Annotated in this window: 24 protein-coding genes and 1 pseudogene; 13 read left to right on the forward strand and 12 right to left on the reverse strand. The window is 71.8% G+C overall.

Going from position 1 to position 24,700, the window contains the following annotated elements:
* Positions 1-49: 49 nt before the first annotated feature.
* On the reverse strand, positions 50-1,957 hold the full coding sequence (locus ACFV46_RS13975; protein WP_385498311.1) for a TerD family protein: 1,908 nt from the start codon (positions 1,955-1,957) through the stop codon (positions 50-52).
* A 392-nt stretch (positions 1,958-2,349) separates the two neighbouring features.
* On the opposite strand from ACFV46_RS13975, the gene ACFV46_RS13980 reads away from it, so the two are divergent.
* Positions 2,350-2,499 (forward strand): hypothetical protein, encoded by a 150-nt coding sequence (locus tag ACFV46_RS13980; protein ID WP_385498312.1) that lies wholly within the window; start codon positions 2,350-2,352, stop codon positions 2,497-2,499.
* Positions 2,500-2,602: 103 nt separating this feature from the next.
* On the opposite strand, the gene ACFV46_RS13985 is transcribed toward ACFV46_RS13980, so the two are convergent.
* Positions 2,603-4,399: a coagulation factor 5/8 type domain-containing protein gene (locus ACFV46_RS13985; RefSeq protein ID WP_385498313.1), complete on the reverse strand. Its 1,797-nt coding sequence runs from the start codon at positions 4,397-4,399 to the stop codon at positions 2,603-2,605.
* Positions 4,400-4,605: 206 nt separating this feature from the next.
* On the opposite strand from ACFV46_RS13985, the gene ACFV46_RS13990 reads away from it, so the two are divergent.
* From ACFV46_RS13990 to ACFV46_RS14005, 4 genes are read left to right on the forward strand one after another with little or no spacing between them, the layout of a single operon-like run.
* Positions 4,606-5,925, forward strand: a complete 1,320-nt coding sequence (locus ACFV46_RS13990; RefSeq protein ID WP_361928192.1) for a sugar ABC transporter substrate-binding protein — start codon at positions 4,606-4,608, stop codon at positions 5,923-5,925.
* Between the two features lie 5 nt (positions 5,926-5,930).
* Positions 5,931-6,920, forward strand: coding sequence for a sugar ABC transporter permease (locus ACFV46_RS13995; protein WP_361928194.1), 990 nt, complete (start codon positions 5,931-5,933; stop codon positions 6,918-6,920).
* Positions 6,913-7,797, forward strand: coding sequence for a carbohydrate ABC transporter permease (locus tag ACFV46_RS14000; RefSeq protein ID WP_361928197.1), 885 nt, complete (start codon positions 6,913-6,915; stop codon positions 7,795-7,797). Before ACFV46_RS13995 ends, ACFV46_RS14000 begins: the two co-directional genes overlap by 8 nt.
* 44 nt (positions 7,798-7,841) lie before the next feature.
* Entirely contained in the window at positions 7,842-9,206 is a 1,365-nt protein-coding gene (locus ACFV46_RS14005; protein ID WP_385498314.1) for a GH1 family beta-glucosidase, read from the forward strand.
* A gap of 54 nt (positions 9,207-9,260) precedes the next feature.
* Here ACFV46_RS14005 and ACFV46_RS14010 read toward each other — a convergent pair whose 3' ends face one another.
* The gene (locus ACFV46_RS14010) at positions 9,261-9,473 is read right to left on the reverse strand and encodes a tautomerase family protein (RefSeq protein ID WP_376727056.1); all 213 of its coding nucleotides are present in this window, start codon (positions 9,471-9,473) and stop codon (positions 9,261-9,263) included.
* A gap of 82 nt (positions 9,474-9,555) precedes the next feature.
* Positions 9,556-10,311, reverse strand: a complete 756-nt coding sequence (locus ACFV46_RS14015) for an SDR family oxidoreductase (RefSeq protein WP_385498315.1) — start codon at positions 10,309-10,311, stop codon at positions 9,556-9,558.
* A gap of 77 nt (positions 10,312-10,388) precedes the next feature.
* Between ACFV46_RS14015 and ACFV46_RS14020 the strand changes: the two genes are divergently transcribed.
* Positions 10,389-11,258, forward strand: a complete 870-nt coding sequence (locus ACFV46_RS14020; protein WP_385498316.1) for a helix-turn-helix transcriptional regulator — start codon at positions 10,389-10,391, stop codon at positions 11,256-11,258.
* Between the two features lie 176 nt (positions 11,259-11,434).
* Here the strand turns inward: ACFV46_RS14020 and ACFV46_RS14025 are convergent, their stop codons facing one another.
* The 6 genes from ACFV46_RS14025 to ACFV46_RS14050 form a co-directional block, all read right to left on the reverse strand.
* Positions 11,435-11,848 (reverse strand): hypothetical protein, encoded by a 414-nt coding sequence (locus tag ACFV46_RS14025; protein WP_385498318.1) that lies wholly within the window; start codon positions 11,846-11,848, stop codon positions 11,435-11,437.
* Positions 11,845-12,318, reverse strand: a complete 474-nt coding sequence (locus tag ACFV46_RS14030) for a protease inhibitor I42 family protein (RefSeq protein WP_385498319.1) — start codon at positions 12,316-12,318, stop codon at positions 11,845-11,847. The genes ACFV46_RS14025 and ACFV46_RS14030 overlap by 4 nt, the downstream gene beginning before the upstream one ends.
* Positions 12,319-12,330: 12 nt before the next feature.
* On the reverse strand, positions 12,331-13,926 hold the full coding sequence (locus tag ACFV46_RS14035; protein WP_385498320.1) for a peptidoglycan-binding protein: 1,596 nt from the start codon (positions 13,924-13,926) through the stop codon (positions 12,331-12,333).
* A gap of 106 nt (positions 13,927-14,032) precedes the next feature.
* Positions 14,033-14,425 carry a WXG100 family type VII secretion target gene (locus ACFV46_RS14040; RefSeq protein WP_385498321.1) on the reverse strand — a complete coding sequence of 131 codons (393 nt, stop codon included), beginning with the start codon at positions 14,423-14,425 and terminating at the stop codon, positions 14,033-14,035.
* A gap of 318 nt (positions 14,426-14,743) precedes the next feature.
* Positions 14,744-15,349: an HD domain-containing protein gene (locus ACFV46_RS14045; RefSeq protein WP_385498323.1), complete on the reverse strand. Its 606-nt coding sequence runs from the start codon at positions 15,347-15,349 to the stop codon at positions 14,744-14,746.
* Between the two features lie 46 nt (positions 15,350-15,395).
* Complete coding sequence (locus tag ACFV46_RS14050) at positions 15,396-16,169, reverse strand: CDP-alcohol phosphatidyltransferase family protein (RefSeq protein ID WP_361924908.1); 774 nt, start codon at positions 16,167-16,169, stop codon at positions 15,396-15,398.
* A gap of 108 nt (positions 16,170-16,277) precedes the next feature.
* Here ACFV46_RS14050 and ACFV46_RS14055 point away from each other — a divergent pair, with 108 nt between their 5' ends.
* The 5 genes and pseudogenes from ACFV46_RS14055 to ACFV46_RS14075 form a co-directional block, all read left to right on the forward strand.
* Entirely contained in the window at positions 16,278-17,258 is a 981-nt protein-coding gene (locus ACFV46_RS14055) for a zinc-binding alcohol dehydrogenase (RefSeq protein ID WP_385498324.1), read from the forward strand.
* A gap of 150 nt (positions 17,259-17,408) precedes the next feature.
* Complete coding sequence (locus tag ACFV46_RS14060) at positions 17,409-17,807, forward strand: 6-carboxytetrahydropterin synthase (RefSeq protein ID WP_055619267.1); 399 nt, start codon at positions 17,409-17,411, stop codon at positions 17,805-17,807.
* A complete protein-coding gene (locus ACFV46_RS14065; protein WP_385498325.1) occupies positions 17,804-19,003 on the forward strand; it encodes a glycosyltransferase family 4 protein in 1,200 nt (399 codons plus the stop codon). The genes ACFV46_RS14060 and ACFV46_RS14065 overlap by 4 nt, the downstream gene beginning before the upstream one ends.
* A complete protein-coding gene (locus tag ACFV46_RS14070) occupies positions 19,000-20,076 on the forward strand; it encodes a class I SAM-dependent methyltransferase (RefSeq protein ID WP_385498326.1) in 1,077 nt (358 codons plus the stop codon). The genes ACFV46_RS14065 and ACFV46_RS14070 overlap by 4 nt, the downstream gene beginning before the upstream one ends.
* Positions 20,073-21,050: pseudogene (locus ACFV46_RS14075) on the forward strand (lysylphosphatidylglycerol synthase transmembrane domain-containing protein); the annotation flags it as partial. The gene ACFV46_RS14070 and the pseudogene ACFV46_RS14075, both read left to right, overlap by 4 nt.
* Before the next feature lie 146 nt (positions 21,051-21,196).
* Here the strand turns inward: ACFV46_RS14075 and ACFV46_RS14080 are convergent.
* Complete coding sequence (locus tag ACFV46_RS14080) at positions 21,197-21,985, reverse strand: creatininase family protein (protein ID WP_385498327.1); 789 nt, start codon at positions 21,983-21,985, stop codon at positions 21,197-21,199.
* Positions 21,986-22,026: 41 nt separating this feature from the next.
* On the opposite strand from ACFV46_RS14080, the gene ribA reads away from it, so the two are divergent.
* On the forward strand, positions 22,027-22,695 hold the full coding sequence (ribA, locus tag ACFV46_RS14085; RefSeq protein WP_361924918.1) for a GTP cyclohydrolase II: 669 nt from the start codon (positions 22,027-22,029) through the stop codon (positions 22,693-22,695).
* 81 nt (positions 22,696-22,776) lie between these two features.
* Here the strand turns inward: ribA and ACFV46_RS14090 are convergent, their stop codons facing one another.
* Positions 22,777-24,009, reverse strand: a complete 1,233-nt coding sequence (locus ACFV46_RS14090; RefSeq protein ID WP_376728652.1) for a serine hydrolase domain-containing protein — start codon at positions 24,007-24,009, stop codon at positions 22,777-22,779.
* A 278-nt stretch (positions 24,010-24,287) separates the two neighbouring features.
* Here ACFV46_RS14090 and ACFV46_RS14095 point away from each other — a divergent pair, with 278 nt between their 5' ends.
* A complete protein-coding gene (locus ACFV46_RS14095) occupies positions 24,288-24,698 on the forward strand; it encodes a VOC family protein (protein WP_361924922.1) in 411 nt (136 codons plus the stop codon).
* Positions 24,699-24,700 lie beyond the last annotated feature (2 nt).

Consider the following 24,700-nt stretch of genomic DNA (forward strand, 5'->3'; position numbering starts at 1 on the left):
CTCCCGCTGCTTCGGCGCGTGAACTGACCGGGATCCCCGGCATCGTCGCTCAGCCGGCGATGTCGACCCCGTAGCTCCGGGCGAGGGTGTCGAGCCCATGGTCGTAACCCTGACCGACGGCCCGCAGGCGCCACAGCGGACCCCTGCGGTAGATCTCCGCGAGCAGCATCGTGCGCTCGGTGGTGGCTGCGTCCAGGGTGGCCCGTGCGAAGGGTGCTTCGCTGCTGCCGGCGGCCGCACCGATCTGGACAGCGCCGACGGTTCCGAAGGTGGCGGCGCCGTCGATGGCGGCGGCGACGACGATCTTCCGCGTCGAGGGTGGCAGGGACGCCAGGTGCAGGGCGATGGTCTGTTCGGCAGGGCCGCCGGTCAGCAGGCGTGCCGTTCCGGCGGGGTTCTCCGGGGCTCCGTAGAAGATGAAGTCCTCGTCGAAGGCGACCTGTTCGTCCTCGTCGAGGAGGAAGGCCACCACGTCGATCTCACCGTCGGACTGCGGAGCCCAGCCGGCGGTGACGTACCACTCCGATGTGGGGCCGCTGTGCGGCATCGGCAGGTCGATCACGCCGCCTCTGGGCATCACGTGCGGTTCCTGGACCCGGAGCGTCGACGGCCTGCGATCCGTGGTGGTCGGAGACGTCAGCCAGTGGAGGTCGCGCACGGGGAGTTCGAGAGCGGTGATGCGCTTCATGCGCCGGTCGCCTTCTCCTCCTGGCAGGAGTACGACGTCGGTGACACTGGCGGACAGGTTGATCGCCGCGGACCCGCCCAGCTCGACGATGCGAAGACGAGCCGCCGCGGCATCGGCGTGGACGCCGCCGAGTACCAGTACCCGCCGCCCGGACAGCGGCTTGTCCGACGTGTCGGCGAGGGGCACCGGTCGACGCGGCGAGGGAACCGGCACGGGATCGGAGACCTCGGGGGCAGCCGCCGCTTCCGGCGGGGCCACGACCGAGGCCGTGGAGGGCCCTGGTGTCACGGGCTCGATCTGTTCTGCTGCGGGCTCGGCCACCGGGGCGACCGTGCCGGCCGGCACCTCATGCGCTGTGCCCGGCCGTACGTCGGTCAGCAGTCGGAGGAAGGTCTGTTCGTCGATGACCGGTACGCCCTCGGCGAGGGCCCGTCGGGCCTTGGCCGAACGGGACGCCGTGTCGTTGGTGACCAGCACGCTGGTGTGCCGGCTGACGGAGGTCATCATGTTCAGCCCGGCGGCCACCGCCCGTCCGACCAACTCCGCCCGGGCGTGGGCGGTGTCGCCGGTGATCGCGACCTTCATGCCCTGCCGGAGCGGCCCGCCGGGTTCCAGACGTCCCGGATTGCGGTAGGCGCAGGGGGTCTTCGGCGGACTCGGGGTGAACTGGGATTCCGCCCGGGGTGGGCAGGTCACCAGTGGCAGGGGCAGATCCAGCTGAGCCGCTTCGCGCAGCGACGCCCGCAGGACGCCCGCGAGTACCCGGGTGTCGTCCAGCGCGTCGTGCGCCCGCTGCTGCGGGATGCCGTAGTGGGCGGCGAGGGTGCCCAGCTTCATGTCGTCCGTCGGCGGGTCCACCTGGCGGTTCAGAGCCAGGGTGCACAGTCGCTGCGACACCGGCAGCCACATCCGTGCCCGGGCGAACTCGTGGGCGAGGAAGTCGTAGTCGAACTGGGCGTTGTGAGCCACCAGAACACGGTCCTGGAGCATCGCGCCGATCCGCCCGGCCACCTGGTCGAACGTGGGCGCACCCCGCAGCCGCTCGACGGTGAGTCCATGGACATCCACCGGCCCCGGATCGCAGCCCGGGTCGAGGAGCGTCGAGAACTCCCCGGTCTGCTCACCGTCCGGACCGAGCGTGATCACCGCGACGGACAGCACACGGTCCCGTCGGGCCATGAGTCCCGAGGTCTCGACATCGACCAGGGCCCAGTCGTAGGCGTAATCACGCGTGGCCGAAACGTCCAGGAAGGGAGAAGCGAGACTCATGGGGGCCAGGATGATCCGATATACGGTCTCCATTCAACCTAGATCGCTATTTTCCTTCCCAACAGGGTCGCCGGCTGTGCCGCGGCCGAACGCAGCAAGCGTTTGATCGACGGCATGGCGGCAGACCGGACTGCTCTCCATGGGATCAGTGGGAACCACCGGCGGAGCGCGATGAGTGGCAGCCTGCCCTTGTTCCGTTATCACCCGAACGTTGGCGACGGGTGCCGTCCGCGCGGCGAAGCGCGGCCGAACGGTTCGCGGGCGAATTCTCGGACTCCGGTGGGCTCGAGGGTGTCGGTGAGGCCGTCCTGCATGAGGTCACCCGGCGCACCCCCCTGGATTTCGCGCCTGGCAGGATCCGCACTGGCTCGTCCACTGCGGGGGCCTCCTTCGTGGGCGAAGTCGGATACGCCCGGCTGGCGGCGCATCCCGAAGTCCTCGACCTGCTGCGGACCTCGGCCGGCATGGGCCACGACGCGACCGTCATGTTCTTCCGCTGCACCGGCTGTGCGACCCACCTCGCCTACGTGGACGCCTCCTGAGCCGCCTGTGCCGGTAGCCGGAAACCGCGATGTGGTCGGCACTCGACCACATCGCGAGTTCCGGGTGTACCGGTGCCCGCCGACAGCGGATCACCTCCGGCCGTCAGGGATACGACACCACCGTCGACGGCACCGTGGACGTCCCCGACGTCGGGGCGCCCGTGTCGTTGATGACGCGTTCGTACTGGCCCTGGCCGCCCAGGGAGACCACCAGGAGGTTGTGGAAGCGGACGTTCGGGCGGGTCGGGGCGGCGAAGCCGTGGTGCTGGACGATCGTCGGGTCGACGTTGTAGTAGCAGTAACTGCCCAGGCCCCAGCCCTCGTGCGAGGTCACCGCGTCGCCCACCCGGTAGGCGGCGTAGCCCTTGACCGAGCCGTTCTGGATGGCCGCCTGGTTCGGGGCGTCGTACGCCTTCTCGTTCTGGAAGAAGATCGTGCGGCCCCGCTGGCCGAACCACTGCACGTCGTACTTGTTGAAGTGCTCGACGAACAGGCCGGTCGCCAGGACGTCGTCGCCGTTGACGACGACGCCGTAGTCGGCGCGGTTGGTCTCCCAGCCGACGCCGTCGCCGTGGTCGGCGCGCCACACCCAGGTGTGGTCGACGATGGTGTGCCGGCTGTTGACCACCATGCTGGTGGTGGCCTTGCCGGGGCCCGCGCCGCCGATGCGGATGAACACGTCCTGGACGGTGGTCGGGTTCGCGGAGTGGTCGCGGGAGGCGCCGGGCGGCCCGATCTCCAACAGGGTCGGGGAGTTGACCGGTCCGGCGTCCACCAGGAAGCCGGCGAGGCGCACCCCGTCGACGTCGGCGACCTTCACCGCCGTGACCCCGCCGTCCGGGATGAGGGTCGCGTAGCCGAGGCCGAGGACGACCGTGTTCGCCCGGTCGATCCGCAGCGGCTGGTCGAGGTGGTAGATGCCGGGGGTCAGGAGCAGGTGCAGGCCCTGGGCCAGCGCCTGGTTGAGCGTCGCCGCCGTCACGCCGGGGCGGGCGACGTAGAACTGGGTGAGCGGCAGGGAGGTGCCGCGCGGGGTGCCGTTGCCCCAGGTCACGCCGCGCGCGTTGGTCCGCTTCTCGGGCAGGAAGACCCGGTACTCGCTGCCCTGGAGATACAGGAACGGCTTCTCGCGGGAGACCGGTGTGGTGGTGAGCGTGGTGTACGGCGGATTGGGGAAGCTCTGCGCGGGGGCGCCCTCGACACCCGAGAACACCATGTTCCAGACGCCGTTGAGCCAGCTGCCGATCGCGCTGTCGCGGGTGTACCACTGTTGCTGCGAGTACGGCCCGACCTGGCCGTCGATCCGGCTGTCCGCGATGTAGCCGCCGCTGGCCCAGCCGTAGCCGCTGGGGGCGAGGTTGAGGCCGCCGCGGACGTGCATCCGGCGGAACGGGGCGGCCTGCGCGACCGCCCAGCGGTTGGTGCCGTTGGCAGGGACGAGGGCGAGGTTCTCCGCCGAACGCCAGAAGTTCTGCGTCGCGTTGCCGTTGAACCAGCCCGCGTCGACGGTGACGTCGCCGTTGATGGTGGTGTCGTCGGGGGACAGGCCGAGGCCCGCGATGGAGGTGTAGAAGCCGAGCTGGGCGTTGAGGCCGTGGTACGTGCCGGGCTTGAACAGCAGGGCGTAGCGGCCGGTGCCGAACTGGGCGGACTCCTGCTGCCGGAACACCTCGTCGAGGCGGGCCTGGATGCCGGGGTTCGACGGGTCGAAGACGAGGACGTTGGGGCCGAGGTCGCCGCCGCCGGGCAGGGCGCGCGGCCTTCTGCGGGGTGCCGGCGCGGCCGACGCGCCGGTCGCCGAACCCAGCACCACGGGTGCGGCGGTGACCGCCGCCGCGGCGCCCAGCAGGGTGCGGCGGCCGACCTGGGGCCGGGAGTCGGACGAGGAGGAATCAGGCATGGGGCGGCTCTCCTTGTTCAGGAAGTGAACGTCGTGGGGTTCGGGAGCGCTCTCTCGCCGCTGAATGGTTCAACCGCGAAATGAAAGAGTCAAGAGGTTGGACAGGAGTCCACGAACTGCGTCCAAAGCCTTGACGCCGACCCGCACAGGGGCTTAACTCACGCTCTAAATTAAGCAGCAGTACCCCCGGAAGGGACACCGGAGCCATGCGCACAACGCGAGCCGCGGCCGTAGCTGCCGTCACCATGTCTCTCGCCCTGGCCGCCACGGCCTGCGGAGGCGGTTCGTCGACGGACGGCGGGGGGTCGAACGACTCCCCGAAGACCCTCACCTACTGGGCCTCGAACCAGGGCGCCAGCATCGAGGTCGACAAGAAGGTCCTCCAGCCCGAACTCGACAAGTTCGAGAAGGAGACGGGCATCAAGGTGAAGCTGGAGGTCGTGCCCTGGTCCGACCTGCTCAACCGCATCCTCACCGCCACCACCTCCGGCCAGGGCCCGGACGTGCTGAACATCGGCAACACCTGGTCCGCCTCCCTCCAGGCCACCGGCGCCCTCCTGCCGTGGGACACGGCGCAGTTCGACAAGATCGGCGGCAAGGACCGCTTCGTCGACTCCGCGCTCGGCTCCACCGGCGCCGAGGGCAAGGACCCGGCCGCCGTCCCGCTGTACTCGATGGCGTACGCGCTCTACTACAACAAGAAGGCGTTCGCCGACGCCGGGATCGCCAAGCCGCCGGCCACCTGGGACGAACTCGTCGCGGACGGCAAGAAGCTCACCGGCGACGGCAAGTGGGCGCTCGGCGTCGAGGGCTCCAACCCCTCCGAGAACATCCACCACGCCGTCGTCTTCGCCAAGCAGCACGGCGCCGACTTCTTCACCGCCGACGGCAAGCCCGACTTCACCTCCGACAAGGCCGTCGCCGGCGTCAAGCAGTTCGTCGACCTGATGGCCAAGGACAAGGTCGTCGCGCCCGGCAACGCCGAGTACGCCCAGAACCAGTCCGTCAGCGACTTCGCCAAGGGCAAGACGGCCATGCTGCTGTGGCAGTCGGCCTCCGCCAACCTCAAGTCCCAGGGCATGAGCGAGGACGACTACGGCATCGCCCCGGTGCCCGTGCAGTCCGGCGCCCCCGGCACCGGCACCGGCGTCAACTCCATGGTCATGGGCATCAACATGGCCGTCTTCAAGAACACCGACAACATCGACGGCGCCACCAAGTTCGTGAAGTTCATGACGAGCGACGCCGAGCAGAAGGTCCTCAACCAGGCCTACAGCTCCATACCGCCGGTCAAGGGCGCCCAGGCCGACGCCGCCTTCAACACCCCGGCGAACGCGGTCCTCAAGGACACCCTCGCCAAGAGCGCCGTCGCCGCACCGCAGGTCGCCGACGAGTCGCAGTTCGAGACCGCCGTCGGTACGGCCATCAAGGGCCTGTTCGCCGACGCGGCCGCCGGACGCAAGGTCACGGAGGACTCGGTGAAGGCCGCCCTCGAGAAGGCCCAGCAGCAGATGCCGGCGAAGTGAGCACGATGACGACCACGGTCCCCACCGAGGCCGCGGTGCGTCCGAGCTCCCCCGGGACGGCGAGCGGCCCCCGCCGCCGTCCCGGGCGGATCCGCCGCATCGGCCTGCCCTACCTGCTCCTCCTGCCCGCCCTGCTCCTCGAACTCCTCGTCCACCTGGTGCCGATGGCCGTCGGCATGGTGATGAGCTTCAAGGAACTCACGCAGTTCTACATCCGCGACTGGACCGCCGCGCCCTGGAACGGCCTCGACAACTACAAGATCTCCGTGGACTTCGACGCCCCGGTCGGCGAGGCACTGCTCCACTCGTTCCTGGTCACGGTCGCCTTCACCCTGCTGTCCGTCGCCCTGTGCTGGGGCATCGGCACCGCCGCCGCGATCTTCATGCAGGACACGTTCCGCGGCCGGGGCCTGCTGCGCGCCCTGTTCCTGGTGCCGTACGCGCTGCCCGTCTACACCGCCGTCATCACCTGGGTCTTCATGTTCCAGCACGACAACGGCCTGGTGAACCACGTCCTGCACGACCAGCTCGGCATCACCGACAAGCCCACGTTCTGGCTCATCGGCGACAACAGCTTCTTCGCGCTGCTGACCGTGTCCGTGTGGAAGGGCTGGCCGTTCGCCTTCCTCATCGTCATGGCCGGCCTGCAGAACATCCCGAAGGAGCTGTACGAGGCCGCCTCCCTCGACGGCGCCGGCATGTGGCAGCAGATCCGCCGGATCACCCTGCCGTCGCTGCGCCCCGTCAACCAGGTGCTCGTCCTCGTCCTGTTCCTGTGGACGTTCAACGACTTCAACACGCCGTACGTCCTGTTCGGCAAGACCGCTCCCGAGGCCGCCGACCTCATCTCCGTGCACATCTACCAGGCGTCCTTCGTCACCTGGAACTTCGGCACCGGCTCGGCGATGTCCGTGCTCCTGCTGCTGTTCCTGCTCGTGGTCACCGGCGTCTACCTCGTGATCACCTCGCGCGGACGGAGGACCGCCGATGTCTGAGTCCGCACCCTCCCTCGCCGGGGCGCACAGGTCCCCGATGGCACCGCCCCGGTCCTTCCTCTGGTCCCGGCGGATCTTCCTCACCCTGCTCACCGGCTTCGTGCTGGTCCCCGTCTACGTCATGGTCTCCAGCTCGCTCAAGCCGCTGGCCGACGTGTCGGGCACCTTCCGCTGGCTGCCCAGCGGGCTGACGATCCGCCCCTACATCGACATCTGGTCGACGGTGCCGCTCGCGACGTACTTCGTGAACTCGCTGATCGTGGCGGGCGCGGCGACGGTCTGCTCGGTGGTGATCGCGGTCTTCTCCGCGTACGCCGTCAGCCGCTACGACTTCCGCGGCAAGCGGGTCTTCACGGTCACCGTCCTGTCCACGCAGATGTTCCCGGGCATCCTCTTCCTGCTCCCGCTGTTCCTCCTCTACGTCAACATCGGCAACGCCACCGGCATCGCCCTGTTCGGCAGCCGCGGCGGCCTGATCCTGACGTATCTGACCTTCTCCCTGCCGTTCTCCATCTGGATGCTCATCGGTTACTTCGACTCGGTGCCGCGCGACCTGGACGAGGCGGCACTGGTCGACGGCTGCGGCCCGCTCGGCGCGCTGTTCCGGGTCGTCGTCCCGGCCGCCGTGCCCGGCATCGTCGCCGTCGCCGTCTACGCCTTCATGACGGCCTGGGGCGAAGTGCTGTTCGCGTCCGTGATGACCAACGACACCACCCGCACCCTCGCCGTCGGCCTCCAGGGCTACTCCACGCTCAACGACGTGTACTGGAACCAGATCATGGCCGCCTCGCTGGTCGTGAGCGTCCCCGTGGTGGCCGGCTTCCTCCTCCTCCAGCGCTACCTCGTCGCCGGACTGACCGCGGGCGCCGTCAAGTGACCGAGCGCGCCCGCCCCGAGCACCCCCGCCCCGAAAGGAATTCCGTGCCCGACCGTATCGACCTCGCCGCACTCCCGAACGACTTCCTGTGGGGCACCGCCACAGCGGCGTACCAGATCGAGGGAGCCGTGGCGGAGGACGGCCGCTCCCCGTCGATCTGGGACACGTTCTCGCACACCCCCGGGAAGATCTACAACGGCGACACCGGCGACGTCGCCTGCGACCACTACCACCGCTGGCGTGAGGACCTCGCCCTCATGCGCACGCTCGGCACCAACGCCTACCGCCTGTCCGTCGCCTGGCCTCGCGTCCTGCCCGGCGGCGACGGCCCCGTGAACCCCAAGGGATTGGCCTTCTACGACGAGTTGGTGGACGCCCTCCTGGAGGCGGGCATCACCCCGTCCGTCACCCTCTACCACTGGGACCTGCCGCAGGCCCTCCAGGACCGCGGCGGCTGGCCCGAGCGGGAGACGGCCGAGCACTTCGCCGAGTACGCCTCGGTGGTCGCGGCCCGGCTCGGCGACCGCGTCCGCCACTTCGCCACGCTCAACGAGCCGTCCTGCTCGGCCTGGATCGGGCACCTGGAGGGCACGATGGCCCCGGGCCTGACCGACCTCACGGCCGCCGTCCGCGCCTCCTACCACCTCCTCCTCGGCCATGGCCTCGCCACCCAGGCGATCCGCGCGGCCGCCCCCAGGGCCGAGGTCGGCATCGTCAACAACCTCTCCACGGTCTTCGCGGCCGGCGACCGCCCCGAGGACCAGGCCGCCGCCCGCCGCCAGGACGGCCACGTCAACCGCTGGTGGCTCGACCCGATCCACGGCCGCGGCTTCCCGGCCGACATGGTCGAGACGTACGGCGTCGAACTCCCCGAGCGGACCGGTGACCTGGAGACGATCGCGGCCCCGCTGGACTGGCTCGGCCTGAACTACTACTTCCCGGCCCACGTCGTCGACGACCCCGAGGGCCCGGCCCCGTACGCCCGCTCGGTCCGCCGCCCCGACGTCCCGCGCACCGGCATGGACTGGGAGATCGACGCGAGCGGCATCGAGACCCTGCTGCTGCGCCTGACCGAGGAGTACGGCGCCCGCAAGATCTACGTCACCGAGAACGGCTCCGCCTTCCCGGACGTCGTACGCCCCGACGGCACGGTCGACGACCCCGAACGGCAGGACTACCTGGTCCGGCACCTCGCGGCCTGCGCCTCGGCCGCCCGCAAGGGCGCCCCGCTGGCCGGCTACTTCGCCTGGTCCCTCCTGGACAACTTCGAGTGGGCGTACGGCTACGCGAAGCGGTTCGGCCTGGTCCACGTGGACTACGAGACCCAGGTGCGCACGATCAAGGGCACCGGGCATCTGTACGCGGACATCGTGCGGGCGCATGGGGGGAGGGGGCGGAAGGCGGCGTGACCGTCCGGCGCCGGTGGACGCGGGTACGGTCCCGCGCCCACCGGCGGCCGTGGGTCAGGCGTCGTCGCCGTTGAGCAGGGCGGCGGTGAGGACGTGACCGCCCACGCCCCAGCCGCCGTCGGCGACCTCGTCGACGAGCACCACGGTGGTGGCGCGAGCGCGCTCACCGTAGATCTCGGCGTACAGATCGGTGGTGCGCTCGACGATCTTCTTCTTGTCGGCGGGGCTGAGGGTGTCCGCGGGGACCTTGAAGTGGGCGAAGGGCATGAGTCGTACTCCTTGATGGCTACGGTGCCGGGGGCCCCGACGGGTCGGGGCCGGCCGGCGAGTCTGGGCGGCCGCCGGGTGCTCAGACCAATCCGCCGTTGGCCCGCAGGACCTGGCCGTTCACCCAGTGCCCCGCCGGGCTGGTGAGGAAGGCGGCGACCCGGGCGATGTCCTCCGGGGTGCCCAGCCGCTCCAGCGGCGGGGTCTTCGCGAGCCGGTCGATCTCCTCCGGTGTCTTGCCGTCGAGGAACAGGTCGGTGGCCGTGGGGCCGGGGGCGACGGTGTTCACCGTGATGTCCCGGCCGCGCAGCTCGCGGGCGAGGATCAGGGTGATCGACTCGACGGCGGCCTTGCTCGCGACGTACGCGCCGTAACCGGGGAACTGCGTGCCGACCACGGAGGTCGACACGCCCAGGAAGGAGCCGCCGGACCGCAGCCGCCGCGCGGCCTGCTGGGCCACCACGAAGGCACCGCGGATGTTGGTGCGGTGCATCGCGTCGAGGGTGGCCAGATCGAGGTCGGCGACGGGCGACAGGACGAGGCGGCCGGCGGCGTTCACCACGACGTCCACGCCGCCGAACTCCTGCTCCGCCCGATCGAAGAGCGCGGCGACCGCGTGCTCGTCCGCCACGTCCGCCCGCACGGCGATCGCCTTCCCGCCGTCCGCCGTGATCGTCTTCACGGTCTCCTGGGCCGAGGACGCGTCCCTGGTGTAGTTCACCACCACCGCGAGACCGTCGCGGGCGAGCTGGAGCGACACCGCACGGCCGATGCCGCGCGACCCGCCGGTGACGACGGCGACCCGTCCGAACGCCGGTGTGTAGTCATTCGTAGTCATGCCTCCACCGTGCGCGGTACCGGCCGGCGCAACCAGGGGACGCCATCCCCTGGGTCGGCGCCACGGCCGGACACACAATGGTGCACATGAGTTCCGCGAAGTACACCGAGCTCGGGGCGTTCCTGCGGTCGCGCCGGGACCGCATCCGCCCGGCCGACGTGGGCCTCCCCGCCGGCCCGCGGCGCCGGGTGCCCGGTCTGCGCCGGGAGGAGGTCGCCCAGCTCGCCGGGGCGTCGGTGGACTACTACAACGAACTCGAGCGCGGAGCCGGCTCGCAGCCGTCGGACCAGATGATCGCCGCCCTGGCCCGGGCGCTGCGCCTGACCGCCGACGAGCGCGACTACCTCTACCGGCTGGCGGACCGCCCCGTGCCCGCCTCGGGCGGCATGACCGCGCACATCCACCCTGGCATGCTCGACCTGCTGCAGCGGATGCCGTCCACACCCGCGCAGGTCATCACCGACCTCCATGTCACCCTCGTGCAGAACCGGCTCGCGGTGGCGCTCCTCGGCGACCAGTCGGGCTTCCGCGGGCCCCGCGCGAGCTTCGTCCACCGGTGGTTCACCGAGCCCGAAGCGCGCCTGCTCTACCCGGAGTCGGACCACACGACCCAGTCGCGGGCGTTTGTCGCGGACCTCCGCGCGGCCGCCGCCCGCAGGGACGCCAAGGACACCGAGGCCGCCGCGATGATCCGCACCCTGCTGCAGGTCTCGCCCGAGTTCGCCGCCCTCTGGGCCGAGCACGACGTGGCGTTCCGCCGGGACGACCGCAAGCGGATCCGGCATCCGGCCCTCGGGGTCGTGGAGGTCAACTGCCTGAACCTGTTCAGCGAGGACGGCCGACAGCGCCTGCTCTGGTTCACCCCGGCCCTGGGCACCGACAGCGCGGACCTCCTCGACCTGCTCGCGGTCCTCGGCACCCAGGACGTGGTCGAGTCCGGGCCGTGAGGGGCCCGGTCGACCGGGGGTGCTCCGACACGTCCCGGCGTCATGGCCTGTGCCGGGTTCACCGCACCGTTCGCCATGCCGCCGGGTAACCTCGTCCACATCGTCAACGCGGCCCGACGGGCTTCCGCCCCACTCCGGTGGGGTGTGTGGCCCCTTCGGACGGAGTCCGTGGCCGCTCACTCCCCCGCGGAGCGGAAGCGGTGCACGTACCGCAAGCCCAGCAGTTCCGCCACCGCGTCCAGCCAGCGGGCGGTCTCCTCGTCTCCGTCGATCCCGCGGGCGGTCGTGGCCGCCGCCTCCAGCCAGGAGCGCACCACGGTCACCGCCTCGGCGCCCGGTACCGGTTCGGGCAGCTCGGCCGCGTACCGGGCGCCCCCGCTGCGGACCACCTCGGCGAGGAACGCCACCGCACGCGGTTGCACTCCGAGCCGGTCCAGCAGGACGGCGGCGCCCACCGCGCCGTCGCCGAAGAGGGCACCGCGGTGCGGTCCGGCGAAGGAGAGGCCGTAGCGCAGCATCGACGGGATGTCCTGCCGCGCCAGCTCGTCGTCGGTGCGGCCGGTGGGCGGGGTCGGCGGCGCGGGGTTCATGACGTCCTCACGGTGACGGTGTAGGTGTGGATGGTGGCGCGGTACTTCTTGCCGGGTGTGGGGCTGCCGCTCGGGACGGGGGAGGGGGTGACCGGACCGCCGGCGCTTCCCCCGCCGGCGCAGGCGCCCCGCGGGCACTGGATGAGCCTGATCCGCGTGGTGCCGGGGCCGACGGCCTTGAAATCGAACAGATCCGTTCCGCTCCCGCTGCCCACGGCGTCGTCGTCGGCCTCGATCTCCTCCCGCCTGTCCGTCCTGCGGACCACGTCGGGGTCGGGCTCGGGCGTCGTCGTATACCACCATTCGCCCATCGCGGTGTCGACCGGGACGGACAGCGTGAACTCCTCGCCCACGTCGACCTGTATGCGGTTCTCACCCAGCTCGTAGGTGTCGGGCCCCGGGTCCCCGCAGCCCGCGAGCACGGTCGTCAGCAGGGCGGGGAGGGCGAGCCGGCGCAAGGTGCTGGTCATGGCGTCCACTTCTCACTCGGCGGGCAGGTGGACGGCGAAGGCGTCCGGCATACGGGAGTCGGAGGCCTTGTCCATGTGCCCGTCGACGAAGTCGTCCTCGCTGACCCACGTCGTCTGGCCCCACGGGTTGTAGATCTGCAGCATGTCGCCCTCCTGGCCGATCACCATCATCTGATGCCCGTGCCGGCCGTCCTTGTCGTACCCCTCCACCTCGATGGGGACAGGCTTGCCCTCGGCGACGGACCTCTCGATGTCCGGCAGCACGTCACGGCGCGCGTCCGCGTCCCTGACCTGCTGGTACTCGTACGAACTGCCCGTGTGAGGGCTGATCTCGGAGTTGGCGATCTTGTTCTGCCCGTCGCTGTCCATGCCGTCCGGAACGTCGGACCACCAGTGCGTGTAGGCGCCGTCGCCCTCCTCGTGCAGGCGCAGCTGCTCGTCGTGCATGCGGTCACGGAAGGCGTCGGGGTCGTCCTCCTGACCGGAGGGACCGCCGGTCAACTCCAGTGCGTAGACGGGGTCGACCATGGCACGGGCCGTCACCGTGCTGGAGGGCACACAGGTGCTGCCTTCCTGGGACCACTTCTCGTCGCCGAACCACTGGTAGTCGGTGTTGCGGTTCGACCCGTCCGCGTTGAGCCCCTCGTCCTTCTTGCTGTCGCCGGCGGTGACCATCGGGCTGAGGTGCTGCTGGAGCCAGGCCGGGTCCTTGCCGTGGATCTTGTCGCGGAAGCGGCCGACCTCGTCCACGTCGTAGCCGGCTGCCAGAGCCTTGACCAGATAGGCGCGCTCCTGCGGCGACTTGGCGTCCGCGAGCATCCGTTCGAAACGGGCCTCGTCCTCGGCGTTCATCCTCTCCATGAACCGGCCGGCCCGCTCGAGGTCGTTGGCGGTGAGGAGTTCGTTCTGCTCCTGCGGCCCTCCGTACACGCCGACGTCGGCGAGCACGAGCCGGTCGGCCGCGGAGATGGTGTCGGTGTGCATCTGCCCCGCACGGGCCTCGGCCGCGTACTTGTTCAGCTCCCGGGCCGCCGTCCGCGCCGCGTCGTCGACCTCCTGCGCGGCGGCGTACAGCAGGTTGGCTCCCGCTCCCGCGGTGTCCTGGGCGCGTCGCCGTTCGGCCTCCTCGGCGTCCTTCTCGACCAGGTCGTCGAAGAAGCCGTCCTCGCCGCCGAGCATGTCGCGGGCCTTGCGCAGGTGCCGGCGTCCCTCTTCGTCCGTGCTCCGGGCGGAGGTGATCGCGTCGGCGAGGGCGAAGAGAGCCTTGGCCGCCTTGCGGAACGCCTCGGCCATCTGCTCGGCGGACCGGCCGGCCGCCCCCACCACCTCGGCGGCCTTGGCGCCGGTGCTGCCCACCCACACCGACGGAAGCCCCGATGCCGCGATCTTCTCGACGCGGTCCTGCACGTCCGCCGCGTCGTCGGCCTGGCTCTTGTAACGCCGGGCGATGGCCTCGAGCGTGCTCGGGGAACCGACGGGCGCGGGCACACCGAGAAGACGGCCGATGGCCGCCAGGACCTCGTTCTTGCTGTCGGCTCTCGCGAGGTCGCCGGTGTACCGGTCGATCTCTTCCTTGCGGTCGGTGGTGGATCCTCTTGCGTCGGCCATGAGGGAGTCCCGCCGTCCTTGCTCGTTCGGGGTCGTGGGAGGCGCGCACTAGGGCATCCTGATGCGCGCGGTCACCGGGTGCGGTGCCGGAGGGTGTGCCGGTCGTTCAGTCGAAGTCGGCGAGGCCGGCGCCCGGCGCGCCGGGGCGGGCGGCGGGTGCGGGCATGGTCGTGAGGCCGGCGTTCGCGCCCGCGGAGTGCAGGGACAGGACGGTCTCGTGCTCGGCGCCCTCGTACCTCTGCTGGGAGATGCCGACCTTGTCGGCGAGTTCGTGCAGCGCGGCTTCCAGTGTCTTCGCCTCGGCCTGCCACGCGGCGGCGAAGTTGTCGTAGGCGGGGCCGGAGTCCGAACCGCCGAGCGTGTCCTGCGTGTAGCACATCTGGTCCTCGACGGCCTTGCGTATGCCGCCGACGTCCTCCGCCGCCCGGTCGAGCTTCCCGGCCTCGCCGCCCATGCCGCTCGCCTGGATCCGGTAGCCGTCCGATGCCGCACCGGTCATGCTGTCGCCCCCTGTTCCGCACGGCCGAACACCCCCGTGGCGATCCGGGGCCGCTGGGTCAGGACCCTACCGAACGCGTGTCATGAACACGGTGTCGGGCTGTCCCGTCTCCCCGCGCACCGCCTCGTCCCCTTCGCGGCCACGCCCCTGCGACCTCGCGGTTCGGCCCTTGTCGCGGGCTGCGCCGACTGGGACCCGGGCGCGATCCGGCCGTACCGAACCTGCCCGACCCGCCCGGACGTGCCGGACGTGCCGGACGTGCCGGACGTGCCGGACGTGCCGGAGGCGCACCTGTCGGCGGAGTGACGGGAGAGACGCTCAGCCCGTGACGGGCGGCCGTGACACGTCCGGTGTGAGGCGGGTGAGGTCCGGGTCGCCGAACTCGTCGCGCAGGGCCTGGAAGGCGGTCACCTTCTCCTCGCCGAAGCGGCGGACGCGGGCGGCGTAGGCGTCGGGGGAGAGGAACCGGTCGGGCCGCGACTTGGAGTGGAACTTGTCCGCGTACATCACCAGCCGCTCCTCCGGCGTCTCCGCCAGATAGTCGGCGGGCGGCACGGGGAGGTTCTGGCGCACGACGTCCTGCCGGGTCACTCCGACGCCGGTGTGGTGGGAGCAGAAACGGCACAGGACGGCGGGGAGGCCGACGCTCTCCAGCAGTTCCTGACCGAGCAGGCCGTGCCGGATGTAGTTCACGTGGTCCAGCCGCCCGTCGGCGTCGTAGAGGCGGTAGACGCCGATGTCGTGCAGGAGACAGCCGGCCCGGACCAGTTCCGCGTCGAGGTGGGCGAGGTGCGGCGACGCCAGCAGATGCGCGGCGACGCTCCAGACGATCTCGCAGTGGCGGTGGACGGAGGCGAACGCCTCGGCCGTCGGCGCGTGTTCCTCGTGCAGCGCGCGGATCTCGTCCGGTCCCGGTATGTGCATCCGGCGAGCGTAACAAGCAGGTGAGCGCGCAGGTCGCCCCCGGAGGTCAGCTCGTGACCAGTTCCGGCCGGGCCCTGCGCCCGGCCGCCGCCGGTGCCACCCGCATCGCCCGGTGCGTGCGCCACAGCCACAGCACGTCCCGTCCGAACGACCACACCAGGGCGCCCAGCGCCGAGGCCGTGACCGCGAACGTGGCGGCGTGGGGGAGCAGGCCGGACGCGGCCAGCAGCAGGAAGACGCCCTGCATCGCGGCGACCGTCTTGCGGGCCGTGCTCGGCGGCAGCGGGGCGTTCAGCCAGGGCCAGAGCCGGGCGGCGGCGACGAAGGCGTAGCGCATACCGCCGATCAGCAGCACCCACGGCCCCAGCGACATCGACACGTACACGCTGAGCACCAGGATCAGGAACGCGTCCACCTCCATGTCGAAGCGGGCGCCCAGCGCCGTCGAGGTGTTGGTCCGGCGGGCCACCTTGCCGTCCACACCGTCGAGGATCAGGGCGACCGCCGTGAGGCCCACGAACAGCGTGAGGGGCGGTGCGTCCTGGAAGGAGTCCGCGACGAGGGCCGTCACCCCGCCGACCAGGGTGGCCCGGCCGAGCGTGACCCGGTTCGCCGGGCCGAACGAGCGGAGCCCGGACCGGTGCAGGGCCAGGGAGAGCAGCGCCCAGGAGGCGATGGCGAAGGCGAGGCCGGTCAGCCAGCCCGCGGGACCCATGCCGATCGCCGATCCCAGCAGGGCCAGCAACAGGATCTGAACGCCCGCTCCCACCGCGGTCTCCTGCTGGACCAGCCTTGCTTCGTACGTGTTGTTCAGGGCCACCGCACATTCCTCCGGCCAGATGACAGAGTCGATCAAGGCCGCGTACTGTGCGCGGCCTGTGCACACCTCGGTACGTGGACAGGTCGCCGATCGTTCAGGAGGATCCCGATGAACCGCACCGCACGGGCGTTCTGGCTCAGCGCTCCTGGAGTGGGCGAGATCCGTGAGGTCGCCCTGCCGGAGCCCGGCGAGGGGGACGTGCTGGTGCGGTCGCTGTACTCGGGGGTCAGCCGGGGCACGGAGACCCTCGTGTTCCGCGGCGGCGTCCCGGAGAGCCAGCACGCGGCCATGCGGGCGCCGTTCCAGGAGGGGGACTTCCCCGCCCCGGTGAAGTACGGGTATCTCAGCGTCGGGGTGGTCGAGCGGGGGCCGGACGCGCTGGCCGGCCGTACGGTCTTCTGCCTGTACCCGCATCAGACGCGGTACGTCGTCCCCGCGAGCGCGGTGACCGTCGTACCGGACGCCGTGCCCGCCGCGCGGGCCGTCCTCGCCGGCACCGTCGAGACCGCCGTCAACGCCCTGTGGGACGCTGCGCCCCTGGTCGGGGACCGGATCGCCGTGGTCGGCGGCGGCATGGTGGGCTGCTCGGTGGCCGCGCTGCTGGCCCGCTTCCCCGGCGTGCGGCTCCAGTTGGTCGACGCCGACCCGTCCCGCGCCGAGGTGGCGAAGGCCCTCGGCGTCGCCTTCGCGTCCCCCGGGGACGCCCTCGGCGACTGCGACCTCGTGGTGCACGCCAGCGCCAGCGAACAGGGACTCGCCCGCTCCCTGGAACTGCTGCGCCCCGAGGGCACCGTCCTCGAACTCAGCTGGTACGGCGACCGGCGGGTGGCCGTCCCGCTCGGCGAGGCGTTCCACTCGCGGCGCCTCGTCATCCGCAGCAGCCAGGTCGGGACCGTCTCACCGGCCCGCGCCGGCCGGAGCTACGCCGAGCGCCTCGCGCTCGCCCTCGACCTGCTCGCCGACCCCGCGCTCGACGCCCTCGTCACCGGGGAGAGCCCCTTCGAGGAGCTGCCCGAGCTGCTGCCGGAGCTGGCGTCCGGGCGCGTCCCGGCCCTCTGTCACCGCGTCAGCTACCCGGACGCGCCCTGACGCGCGGATTCCGCCCCTGGGGACGCGGCAGCCTGACCTGAGAAAAGAGTGAGGACGCGCTGAACACGGGGAAGCGAAGAGCCGTACTACACGGCATCCCCGGCGGCGATCGGCCGGGGACTAGGCGCACCGCACCTGGAGGGTCGTCCGTTGTTCAGCATCACCGTCCGCGATCACATCATGATCGCCCACAGCTTCCACGGCGAGGTCTTCGGGCCCGCGCAGCGTCTGCACGGGGCGACGTTCCTCGTGGACGCCACGTTCCGGCGTGAGCAGCTGGACGACGACAACATCGTCGTCGACATCGGACTGGCCACCCAGGAGCTCGGCGCCGTCGTCGCCGAGCTGAACTACCGCAACCTCGACAACGAACCCGACTTCGCCGGGATCAACACCTCCACCGAGTTCCTGGCCAAGGTCATCGCCGACCGGCTCGCCGAACGCGTCGAGAAGGGCGCGCTCGGCGAGGGCGCGCGGGGCCTCGCCGGGATCACCGTCACCCTCCACGAGTCGCATGTCGCCTGGGCGAGTTACGAGCGTGCCCTGTGACGGACACGACCTTGGAGAAGCAGCCGCGGCCGGAGAAGGTCACGCTCGGCTATGTGCCGGCGCAGCACTCCGTCCTGAAGAACGCGGAGATCATCCCGATGTCCCTGCGCTCCGTGCAGTTCGTCATGCCGGGCGGCGTCGACGACCCGGCGGCCCCCAGCGGCGGCAACGCCTACGACCGGCGGGTCAGCCTGGACCTGCCCGGCTTCGGCTGGCAGGTCCACAAGCACGCCGTGGCCGGCGCGTGGCCCCGCCCCGACGCGGCGGAGCGCGCCGAACTCGCCCGCGTCCTGCGGGAGTTCCCGGACGGGACCGTCGTCCTGCTGGACGGCCTGGTCGCCTGCGGGGTGCCCGAGATCATCGTCCCGGAGGCCGAACGGCTGCGGCTCGCCGTCCTCGTCCATCTGCCGCTCGGTGACGAGACCGGCCTCGAGCCGTCCGTCGCGGCCGACCTGGACGCCAGGGAGCGCACGGTGCTGCGCGCCGTCGACGCGGTCGTCGCGACCAGCGACTGGGCGGTCCGCCGGCTCGTCTCCCACCACGGCCTCGCCCCCGAGCGGGTCCATGTCGCCGCCCCCGGCGCCGACATCGCGCCCCTCGCCTCCGGCACGGACGGCGTGTCCCAGCTGCTGTGCGTGGCCGCCGTGACCCCGCGCAAGGGCCAGCACCGGCTGATCGAGGCGCTGGCGACGGTCACCGACCTGCCGTGGAGCTGCTCCTTCGTCGGCGGCCTCAACCACGACCCCGAGTACGTCGCCGGACTGCGCTCCCTGATCGCCCGGCACGGCCTCTCCGACCGACTGGTCCTGGCGGGCCCGCAGTCCGGCGCCGCACTCGACGCCAGCTACCACTCCGCCGACCTGATGGTCCTCACCTCCTACGCCGAGACGTACGGCATGGCGGTCACCGAGGCGCTCGCGCGCGGCATCCCGGTGCTCGCCACCGACGTCGGCGGGGTGCCGGAGGCCGTCGGCCGGGCACCCGACGGCGGTGTCCCCGGCATCCTCGTGCCGCCGGAGAACCCCGCCGCGATCGCCGCCGAACTGCGCGGCTGGTTCGGCGAGGCGGACGTACGACGCCGGCTGAAGGCGGCGGCCCGGGGACGCCGGTCCGCTCTGAACGGCTGGGCCGGCACGGCCCGCAGCCTGGCCGCGGTACTGGGCCGACTGCCTGACGAACCGCGGAGGGCGGCATGAGCAAGGCGGCGACGACACGGGGCGGGGGCACGATCCCGGCCCAGCCGGGCCCCAGGGACGCGGCCGGTCCGGCGCGCCGGCGACCGGAGAACGGGACCGGCCCGGCGGAGGGTGACATGAGCGACGCGTCCGTACCCGAGGCGCACGGCGCCGACTCCGACGTCGTGATCCTCGGCGCCGGCCCCACCGGCCGGCCCGGCGAACGGGCCACCGTACGGCTGCGGGAGGCCGCGCCCGACGACCCGCCGCGCTACGCCCCCGAGTGGCTGGAGCTGCGCGAGGGCGCGGACGCCGCCGCCCGGGCGCACGACCTGCTCGACCCGCTGCGGATCCGGCTCGCCAACCTGCCGGGCCGCTCCGGCGGACTCGTCATCCACGACCTGGGCTGCGGCACCGGCTCCATGGGCCGCTGGCTCGCCCCCCACCTGGACGGCGCCCAGCACTGGGTCCTGCACGACCGCGACCCCTACCTGCTGCACTTCGCCGCCGTCGCCTCCCCGCGCTCCTCCGCCGACGGCAGCCGCGTCACCGTCGAGACACGGCGCGGCGACGTCGGCCGGCTCACCGCCGACGCGCTGCACGGCGCCTCCCTGGTGACGGCGTCCGCGCTGCTCGACGTCCTCACCCGCGACGAGATCGACACCCTCGCCGCCGCCTGCGCGGGCGCGGGCTGCACCGCGCTGCTCACCCTCTCGGTCGCCGGCCGGGTCGAACTCACCCCCTCCGACCCGCTGGACGAGGAGATCACCGAGGCGTTCAACGCGCACCAGCGGCGCACCGGACTGCTCGGCCCGGACGCCGCCACGGTGGCCGCCGAGATCTTCTCCGAGCACGGCGCCACCGTCCAGCTGCACCCGAGCCCCTGGCGGCTCGGCCCCGACGAGGCGGCGCTCACCGCACAGTGGCTGCGCGGCTGGGTCGGCGCGGCGGTCGAGCAGCGCCCCGAACTGCGCGAGCGCGCCGACCGCTATCTGCGCGACCGCCTCGACGCCTGCGCGGCCGGCGAGCTGCGGGTCGTCGTCCACCACACGGACCTGCTGGCCCTGAGCCGGCCGACGGGCGGAGCGTCATGACCGTGGAGACGGTGGCGAGGACGCACACCGGGCGCGCGGGCCTCACTCCGCGCGCCCGGCGGGCGGACCGTACGGGGGAGACCGCGGACGCCCCGGCCGGGGCGGCGACCGCGGACGCCCCCGTCTCCCGCGCCAAGGCCCTCCTGCGCGACCCGAAGGTCCGCACCCACCTGGGCACGGTCGCCGGAGTCGTCATCCTCGGCGTGCTGTTCTGGCGGCTCGGCACCGGCGTGTTCCTCGACGGGCTGCGACGGATCGACGCGACCGCGCTGCTCGCCGCGCTCGGCATCGGGCTCGTCACCACCGTGTTCAGCGCCTGGCGCTGGCAGCTGGTGGCCCGCGGGCTGCGGATCACGCTGCCGATCACAGCGGCCGTCGCCGACTACTACCGGGCGCTGTTCCTCAACGCGGCACTCCCCGGCGGCGTCCTCGGCGACGTCCACCGGGCCGTACGGCACGGGCAGAGCGCCGGTGACCTCGGGCGCGGTGTCCGCGCGGTCGTGCTGGAGCGCACGGCCGGGCAGGTCGCGCTCGCCGCGGTCGGCGCCGTCGTCCTGCTGACCATGCCGTCACCGGTGCTCGACCAGGCCCGCGACCTCACGCCGCTCGTGCTGTTCGCCACCGCCGGGGCGGTCGCCGTCGTGGCCGCCGTCCGTATGAACCGGGCGCCCTCCCGCCGGGCCGGAGCGCGGCCCTCGGCCGTGCGCACCGCGCTCGCGCAGGCACGCGAGAGCCTGCTGTCCCGGCGCAACGGGCCGGGCGTCGCCGTCTCCTCGCTGGTCGTCCTCGCCGGTCACGTCGCGATGTTCGTGTTCGCCGCGCGGATCGCCGGCTCCGGGGCCTCCGTCACCGCCCTGCTGCCGCTCGCCGTCCTGGCGCTGCTCGCCATGGGACTGCCCCTGAACGTCGGCGGGTTCGGGCCCCGGGAGGGCGTCACCGCCTGGGCGTTCGCCGCCGCCGGACTCGGCGCCGACACGGGGCTCGCCGTCGCCGTCGTGTACGGCGTCCTCAGCTTCGTGGCCGCCCTGCCGGGCGCCCTCGTCCTCGCCGCCCGCTGGTACACGGGGCTACGGGCCCGCACCGGATCCGCCGAGACCGTGGCGGACCCGGGGACCAGCGGCTATTTTCGTCCGTCCGTCGTGTCCGCGACGGAGTCGCCCGCGGAGGTCAGCAGTGACACATACGCGCCGAAGGAATCCGCGAGGCTCTCCAGCAGCCGCTTCCCCTTTTCCGCGGAACCCAGCGACGGGCGGCCGATGACTCCCGAATCGGTATAGGCGGACATGCCGAGGGTGAGCAGATGACGCCGGTCGTCCGCGACGAAATCGGACGTCTCGTAACCGGGGCGGATCAATTCGGGATGAGCGTGCAGAAGGATGGAGGTCTCGATTTCCCCCGCGTGCATATCGGTGAGGAGCGAGGTCTCCACTCCCGCCCGCACCAGCGCGGTCTCCCAGTCCTCCGCGGCCGGGAACAGCGCCATCCGCTCGCCGCGCGCGGAGGACTCCTGAACGACGTTGCCCAGTACGTAGTTGCCGCCGTGCCCGTTGACCAGCACCAGGGCGTCGACGCCCGAACGGCGGAGCGAATCCGCGATGTCCCGTATCACCGCATGAAGGGTCACCGAAGAGATGCTGACGGTCCCCGGCCAGGCCGCGTGCTCGTGCGAGCACGAGATCGTCACCGGTGGCAGCAGGTGCACGGGGTGCACGGCGGCCACCTGGCGCGCGATCGCGCAGGCCACCAGGGTGTCGGTGGCCAGCGGCAGGAACGCGCCGTGCTGCTCGAAGCTCCCGACGGGAAGGACCGCGACCTGTCGTGAGACGTCCGCTCCCCGCGCCCGTACGTCCTCGGTGGTGTCCGCCGGCACCAGCGAGTGTGCCGCCGGCCGCGTCTGCGCATCACTCATCTTTTACCGGCCTTTCGTCTCTGCATAGGAACTGAAGAATCATGACAGACAAGATTGGCGTGCTCGGCAAGAAGTCCGGCCAGCGGACGCAGCGTTCCGGAGTCGAACGCGTGGTGAACACCCCCCTGCCGACCGTGTACGGGCAATTCCGGGCGATCGGCTACATGGACCACGACAGCGGCGACGAGCAGGTGGCCCTCGTCCACGGCGAACCGGGCACCGACGGCGTTCTGACCCGGCTGCACTCCGAGTGCCTGACCGGCGACGCGTTCGGCTCCCAGCACTGCGAATGCGGCGACCAGCTGGCCTCCGCCCTGCGCGCCGTCGTCGCCGAGGGCAGCGGGATCGTCGTCTATCTGCGGGGTCACGAGGGCCGCGGCATCGGCCTGCTCGCCAAGCTGCGCGCCATGGCCCTGCAGGCGGAGGGCCTGGACACCGTCGAGGCCAACCTCGCGCTGGGGCTTCCCGTCGACGCCCGTGACTACGGTGCCGCCGCCGGCATCCTGCGCGACCTGAACGTCCGCAGCGTCCGGCTGATGTCGAACAACCCGCGCAAGCGCGAGGCGCTGGTGGAGCACGGCATCGAGGTGGCCGAACAGGTCCCGCTGCTGATCCAGCCCTGCGAGAGCAACATCACCTATCTGCGCACCAAGCGGGAGCGCATGGACCACCACCTGCCCCACCTGGACGCCGTCGGGCAGCTGACCTGACCGCCGGGCCGGCCCGGTCAGGAAGAGGACCCGCCCGGCGGCCACTTCCTGACCGGCCTGATCGAAACGAAGGACCCTGGGTCAGCCCCCGGTGACGGCCTCGTGCACGAACCGCTTCAGGTCCTGGAACACCGTGTGCGACGTCCGGTGCCGCACCTGCGTCATGAACTGCACGGTGAGATCGTTGCGCGGGTCCACCCAGAACGTGGTGGTCGCGACCCCGCTCCAGCCGAAGGCGCCCCGCACCGACGGGTCGCGGGTGCGGTCGGGATCGATCACCACGGACACCCCGAGGCCGAAGCCGACGCCGTCGTTGCCGGGCTCGTCGTGCGCGGGCCGGCTGCCGAAGGAACGCAGATCGGCGCCGCCGGGAAGGTGGTTGGACGTCATCAGGGCGACCGTCTCGGGTGTCAGCAACCGGGTGCCGTCCAGCTCGCCGCGGCGGCGCAGCATCTCCATGAAGCGGTGCACGTCGTGCGCGGACGCCACCACACCGCCGCTGCCGGACAGGAACCGGGGGCGCCCGTGCAGCGGCAGACCGGCGATCGGCTCGATGCCACCCGACTCGGTCTGACCGTACAACTCGGCCAGCCGGTCCTCCTGTTCGCCGCTCACGCAGAACCCGGCGTCGGTCATGCCGAGCGGGCCGAAGACGCGCTCGGCGAGGAACGCGTCCAGCGGCTGCCCGGACACCACCTCGATGACCCGGCCGAGGACGTTGGTGGCCACCGAGTAGTTCCACTGCGTGCCGGGCTCGAACTGGAGCGGCAGGCCCGCGTACACGTCGACCGTGGTGGCCAGGTCCGAGCCCGGGAGGACCGCGGAGTGCAGGTCGGCGTCCCGGTAGAGGGCGTCGACGGGGTGCTGGTGGTAGAAGGCGAAGGTGAGGCCGGCGGTGTGCGTCATCAGATGCCGTACCGTCATCGGCCCCTCGGCGGGACGGGTCACCATGTCGGCGCCCGATCCGCGGACGTGGACGCGGGGTTCGGCGAACGCCGGGAGGTGACGGCCGACCGGGTCGTCGAGGGAGAGTCTCCCCTCCTCGACGAGCATCAGGGCCGCGACCGAGGTCATCGGCTTGGTCATGGAGTAGACGCGCCACAGGGTGTCGGCCTCGACGGGCAGACCGGCGGCGATGTCCCGCATCCCGTGCGCGGTGAGGTGCGCGACGCGTCCGCCGCGGGCGACGGACACGAGAAAGCCGGGCAGCCGCCCCTCGTCGACCTGGTGGGCGAAATGCTGGTCGAGGCGGTCCAGCGCCTTGACGTCCAGTCCGGCGTCGCCCGGGTCGAGCCGTTGTGTCAGCAGTGCCATCGCGTTCCTTCCAGATCCGTACGACGAGGTGCGCTCCGGTGTACCCACCACGGCGGCCTCCGCTCTCATCGTCGCTCAGGAACCGGCGGCCGGTCCCCCGAACGGCGATGATCATTCCGCCCGCCGTCGCCCGGACCTGGGAAGAGCCGGCCGAGGCGGGCACCGGCCGGGGACCAGGACTGCGGTCCCCGGTCCAACGGACGATGGCTCGTGCCGCCCCGCGCCGCCTAGGCTGCCGACCGGTACGACACACCGTTCCCCCCACCTCCGGAGGCCCCGTGCCGGTCAGCGGCCGCAGTCACATCCGTATCGCCCGCCCCTCCCGTGATCTCGCGGCGGCCGAACGCTTCTGGGCCGACGGGCTCGGGCTGACGGTCGTGTGGCGGGCGGCCGGCGGGGCGGAACCCGGCGAACACGACCTGCTGATGCTCGGCTGGCCCGACGCCGACTGGCACCTCGAACTGGTCCACGAGCCGGCCCGTCCGGTGGAACCCCGGCCCACCGAGGAGGACCTTCTCGTCCTCTACGTCGACGGGCCCGTGCCGGACGACCTGGTGGCCCGGTTGGAGGAGTGCGGGGGCAGGCGGGTCGTCTCCCCGAATCCGTACTGGAACGAGTGGGGGGTCACGGTCGAGGACCCCGACGGCTACCGGCTGGTGCTCTGCACCCGGGCCTGGTCCAACGCCTGACG

It is taken from the genome of Streptomyces sp. NPDC059852 (assembly GCF_042731455.1).
GTDB lineage: Bacteria > Actinomycetota > Actinomycetes > Streptomycetales > Streptomycetaceae > Streptomyces.

What these genes read in the sequence shown, in the direction of transcription:
- ACFV46_RS14045 (WP_385498323.1), bottom strand. Translation starts at nt 15,349, where the DNA reads ATGCACATACCGGGACCGGACGAGATCCGCGCGCTGCACGAGGAACAC.
- ACFV46_RS13985 (WP_385498313.1), bottom strand. Translation starts at nt 4,399, where the DNA reads ATGCCTGATTCCTCCTCGTCCGACTCCCGGCCCCAGGTCGGCCGCCGC.
- ACFV46_RS14030 (WP_385498319.1), bottom strand. Translation starts at nt 12,318, where the DNA reads ATGACCAGCACCTTGCGCCGGCTCGCCCTCCCCGCCCTGCTGACGACC.
- ACFV46_RS14025 (WP_385498318.1), bottom strand. Translation starts at nt 11,848, where the DNA reads ATGAACCCCGCGCCGCCGACCCCGCCCACCGGCCGCACCGACGACGAG.
- ACFV46_RS14070 (WP_385498326.1), top strand. Translation starts at nt 19,000, where the DNA reads ATGAGCAAGGCGGCGACGACACGGGGCGGGGGCACGATCCCGGCCCAG.
- ACFV46_RS14090 (WP_376728652.1), bottom strand. Translation starts at nt 24,009, where the DNA reads ATGGCACTGCTGACACAACGGCTCGACCCGGGCGACGCCGGACTGGAC.
- ACFV46_RS13990 (WP_361928192.1), top strand. Translation starts at nt 4,606, where the DNA reads ATGCGCACAACGCGAGCCGCGGCCGTAGCTGCCGTCACCATGTCTCTC.
- ACFV46_RS14020 (WP_385498316.1), top strand. Translation starts at nt 10,389, where the DNA reads ATGGTGCACATGAGTTCCGCGAAGTACACCGAGCTCGGGGCGTTCCTG.
- ACFV46_RS14040 (WP_385498321.1), bottom strand. Translation starts at nt 14,425, where the DNA reads ATGACCGGTGCGGCATCGGACGGCTACCGGATCCAGGCGAGCGGCATG.
- ACFV46_RS13995 (WP_361928194.1), top strand. Translation starts at nt 5,931, where the DNA reads ATGACGACCACGGTCCCCACCGAGGCCGCGGTGCGTCCGAGCTCCCCC.
- ACFV46_RS14000 (WP_361928197.1), top strand. Translation starts at nt 6,913, where the DNA reads ATGTCTGAGTCCGCACCCTCCCTCGCCGGGGCGCACAGGTCCCCGATG.
- ACFV46_RS14010 (WP_376727056.1), bottom strand. Translation starts at nt 9,473, where the DNA reads ATGCCCTTCGCCCACTTCAAGGTCCCCGCGGACACCCTCAGCCCCGCC.
- ACFV46_RS14015 (WP_385498315.1), bottom strand. Translation starts at nt 10,311, where the DNA reads ATGACTACGAATGACTACACACCGGCGTTCGGACGGGTCGCCGTCGTC.
- ACFV46_RS14035 (WP_385498320.1), bottom strand. Translation starts at nt 13,926, where the DNA reads ATGGCCGACGCAAGAGGATCCACCACCGACCGCAAGGAAGAGATCGAC.
- ACFV46_RS13975 (WP_385498311.1), bottom strand. Translation starts at nt 1,957, where the DNA reads ATGAGTCTCGCTTCTCCCTTCCTGGACGTTTCGGCCACGCGTGATTAC.
- ribA (WP_361924918.1), top strand. Translation starts at nt 22,027, where the DNA reads ATGACAGACAAGATTGGCGTGCTCGGCAAGAAGTCCGGCCAGCGGACG.
- ACFV46_RS14080 (WP_385498327.1), bottom strand. Translation starts at nt 21,985, where the DNA reads ATGAGTGATGCGCAGACGCGGCCGGCGGCACACTCGCTGGTGCCGGCG.
- ACFV46_RS14055 (WP_385498324.1), top strand. Translation starts at nt 16,278, where the DNA reads ATGAACCGCACCGCACGGGCGTTCTGGCTCAGCGCTCCTGGAGTGGGC.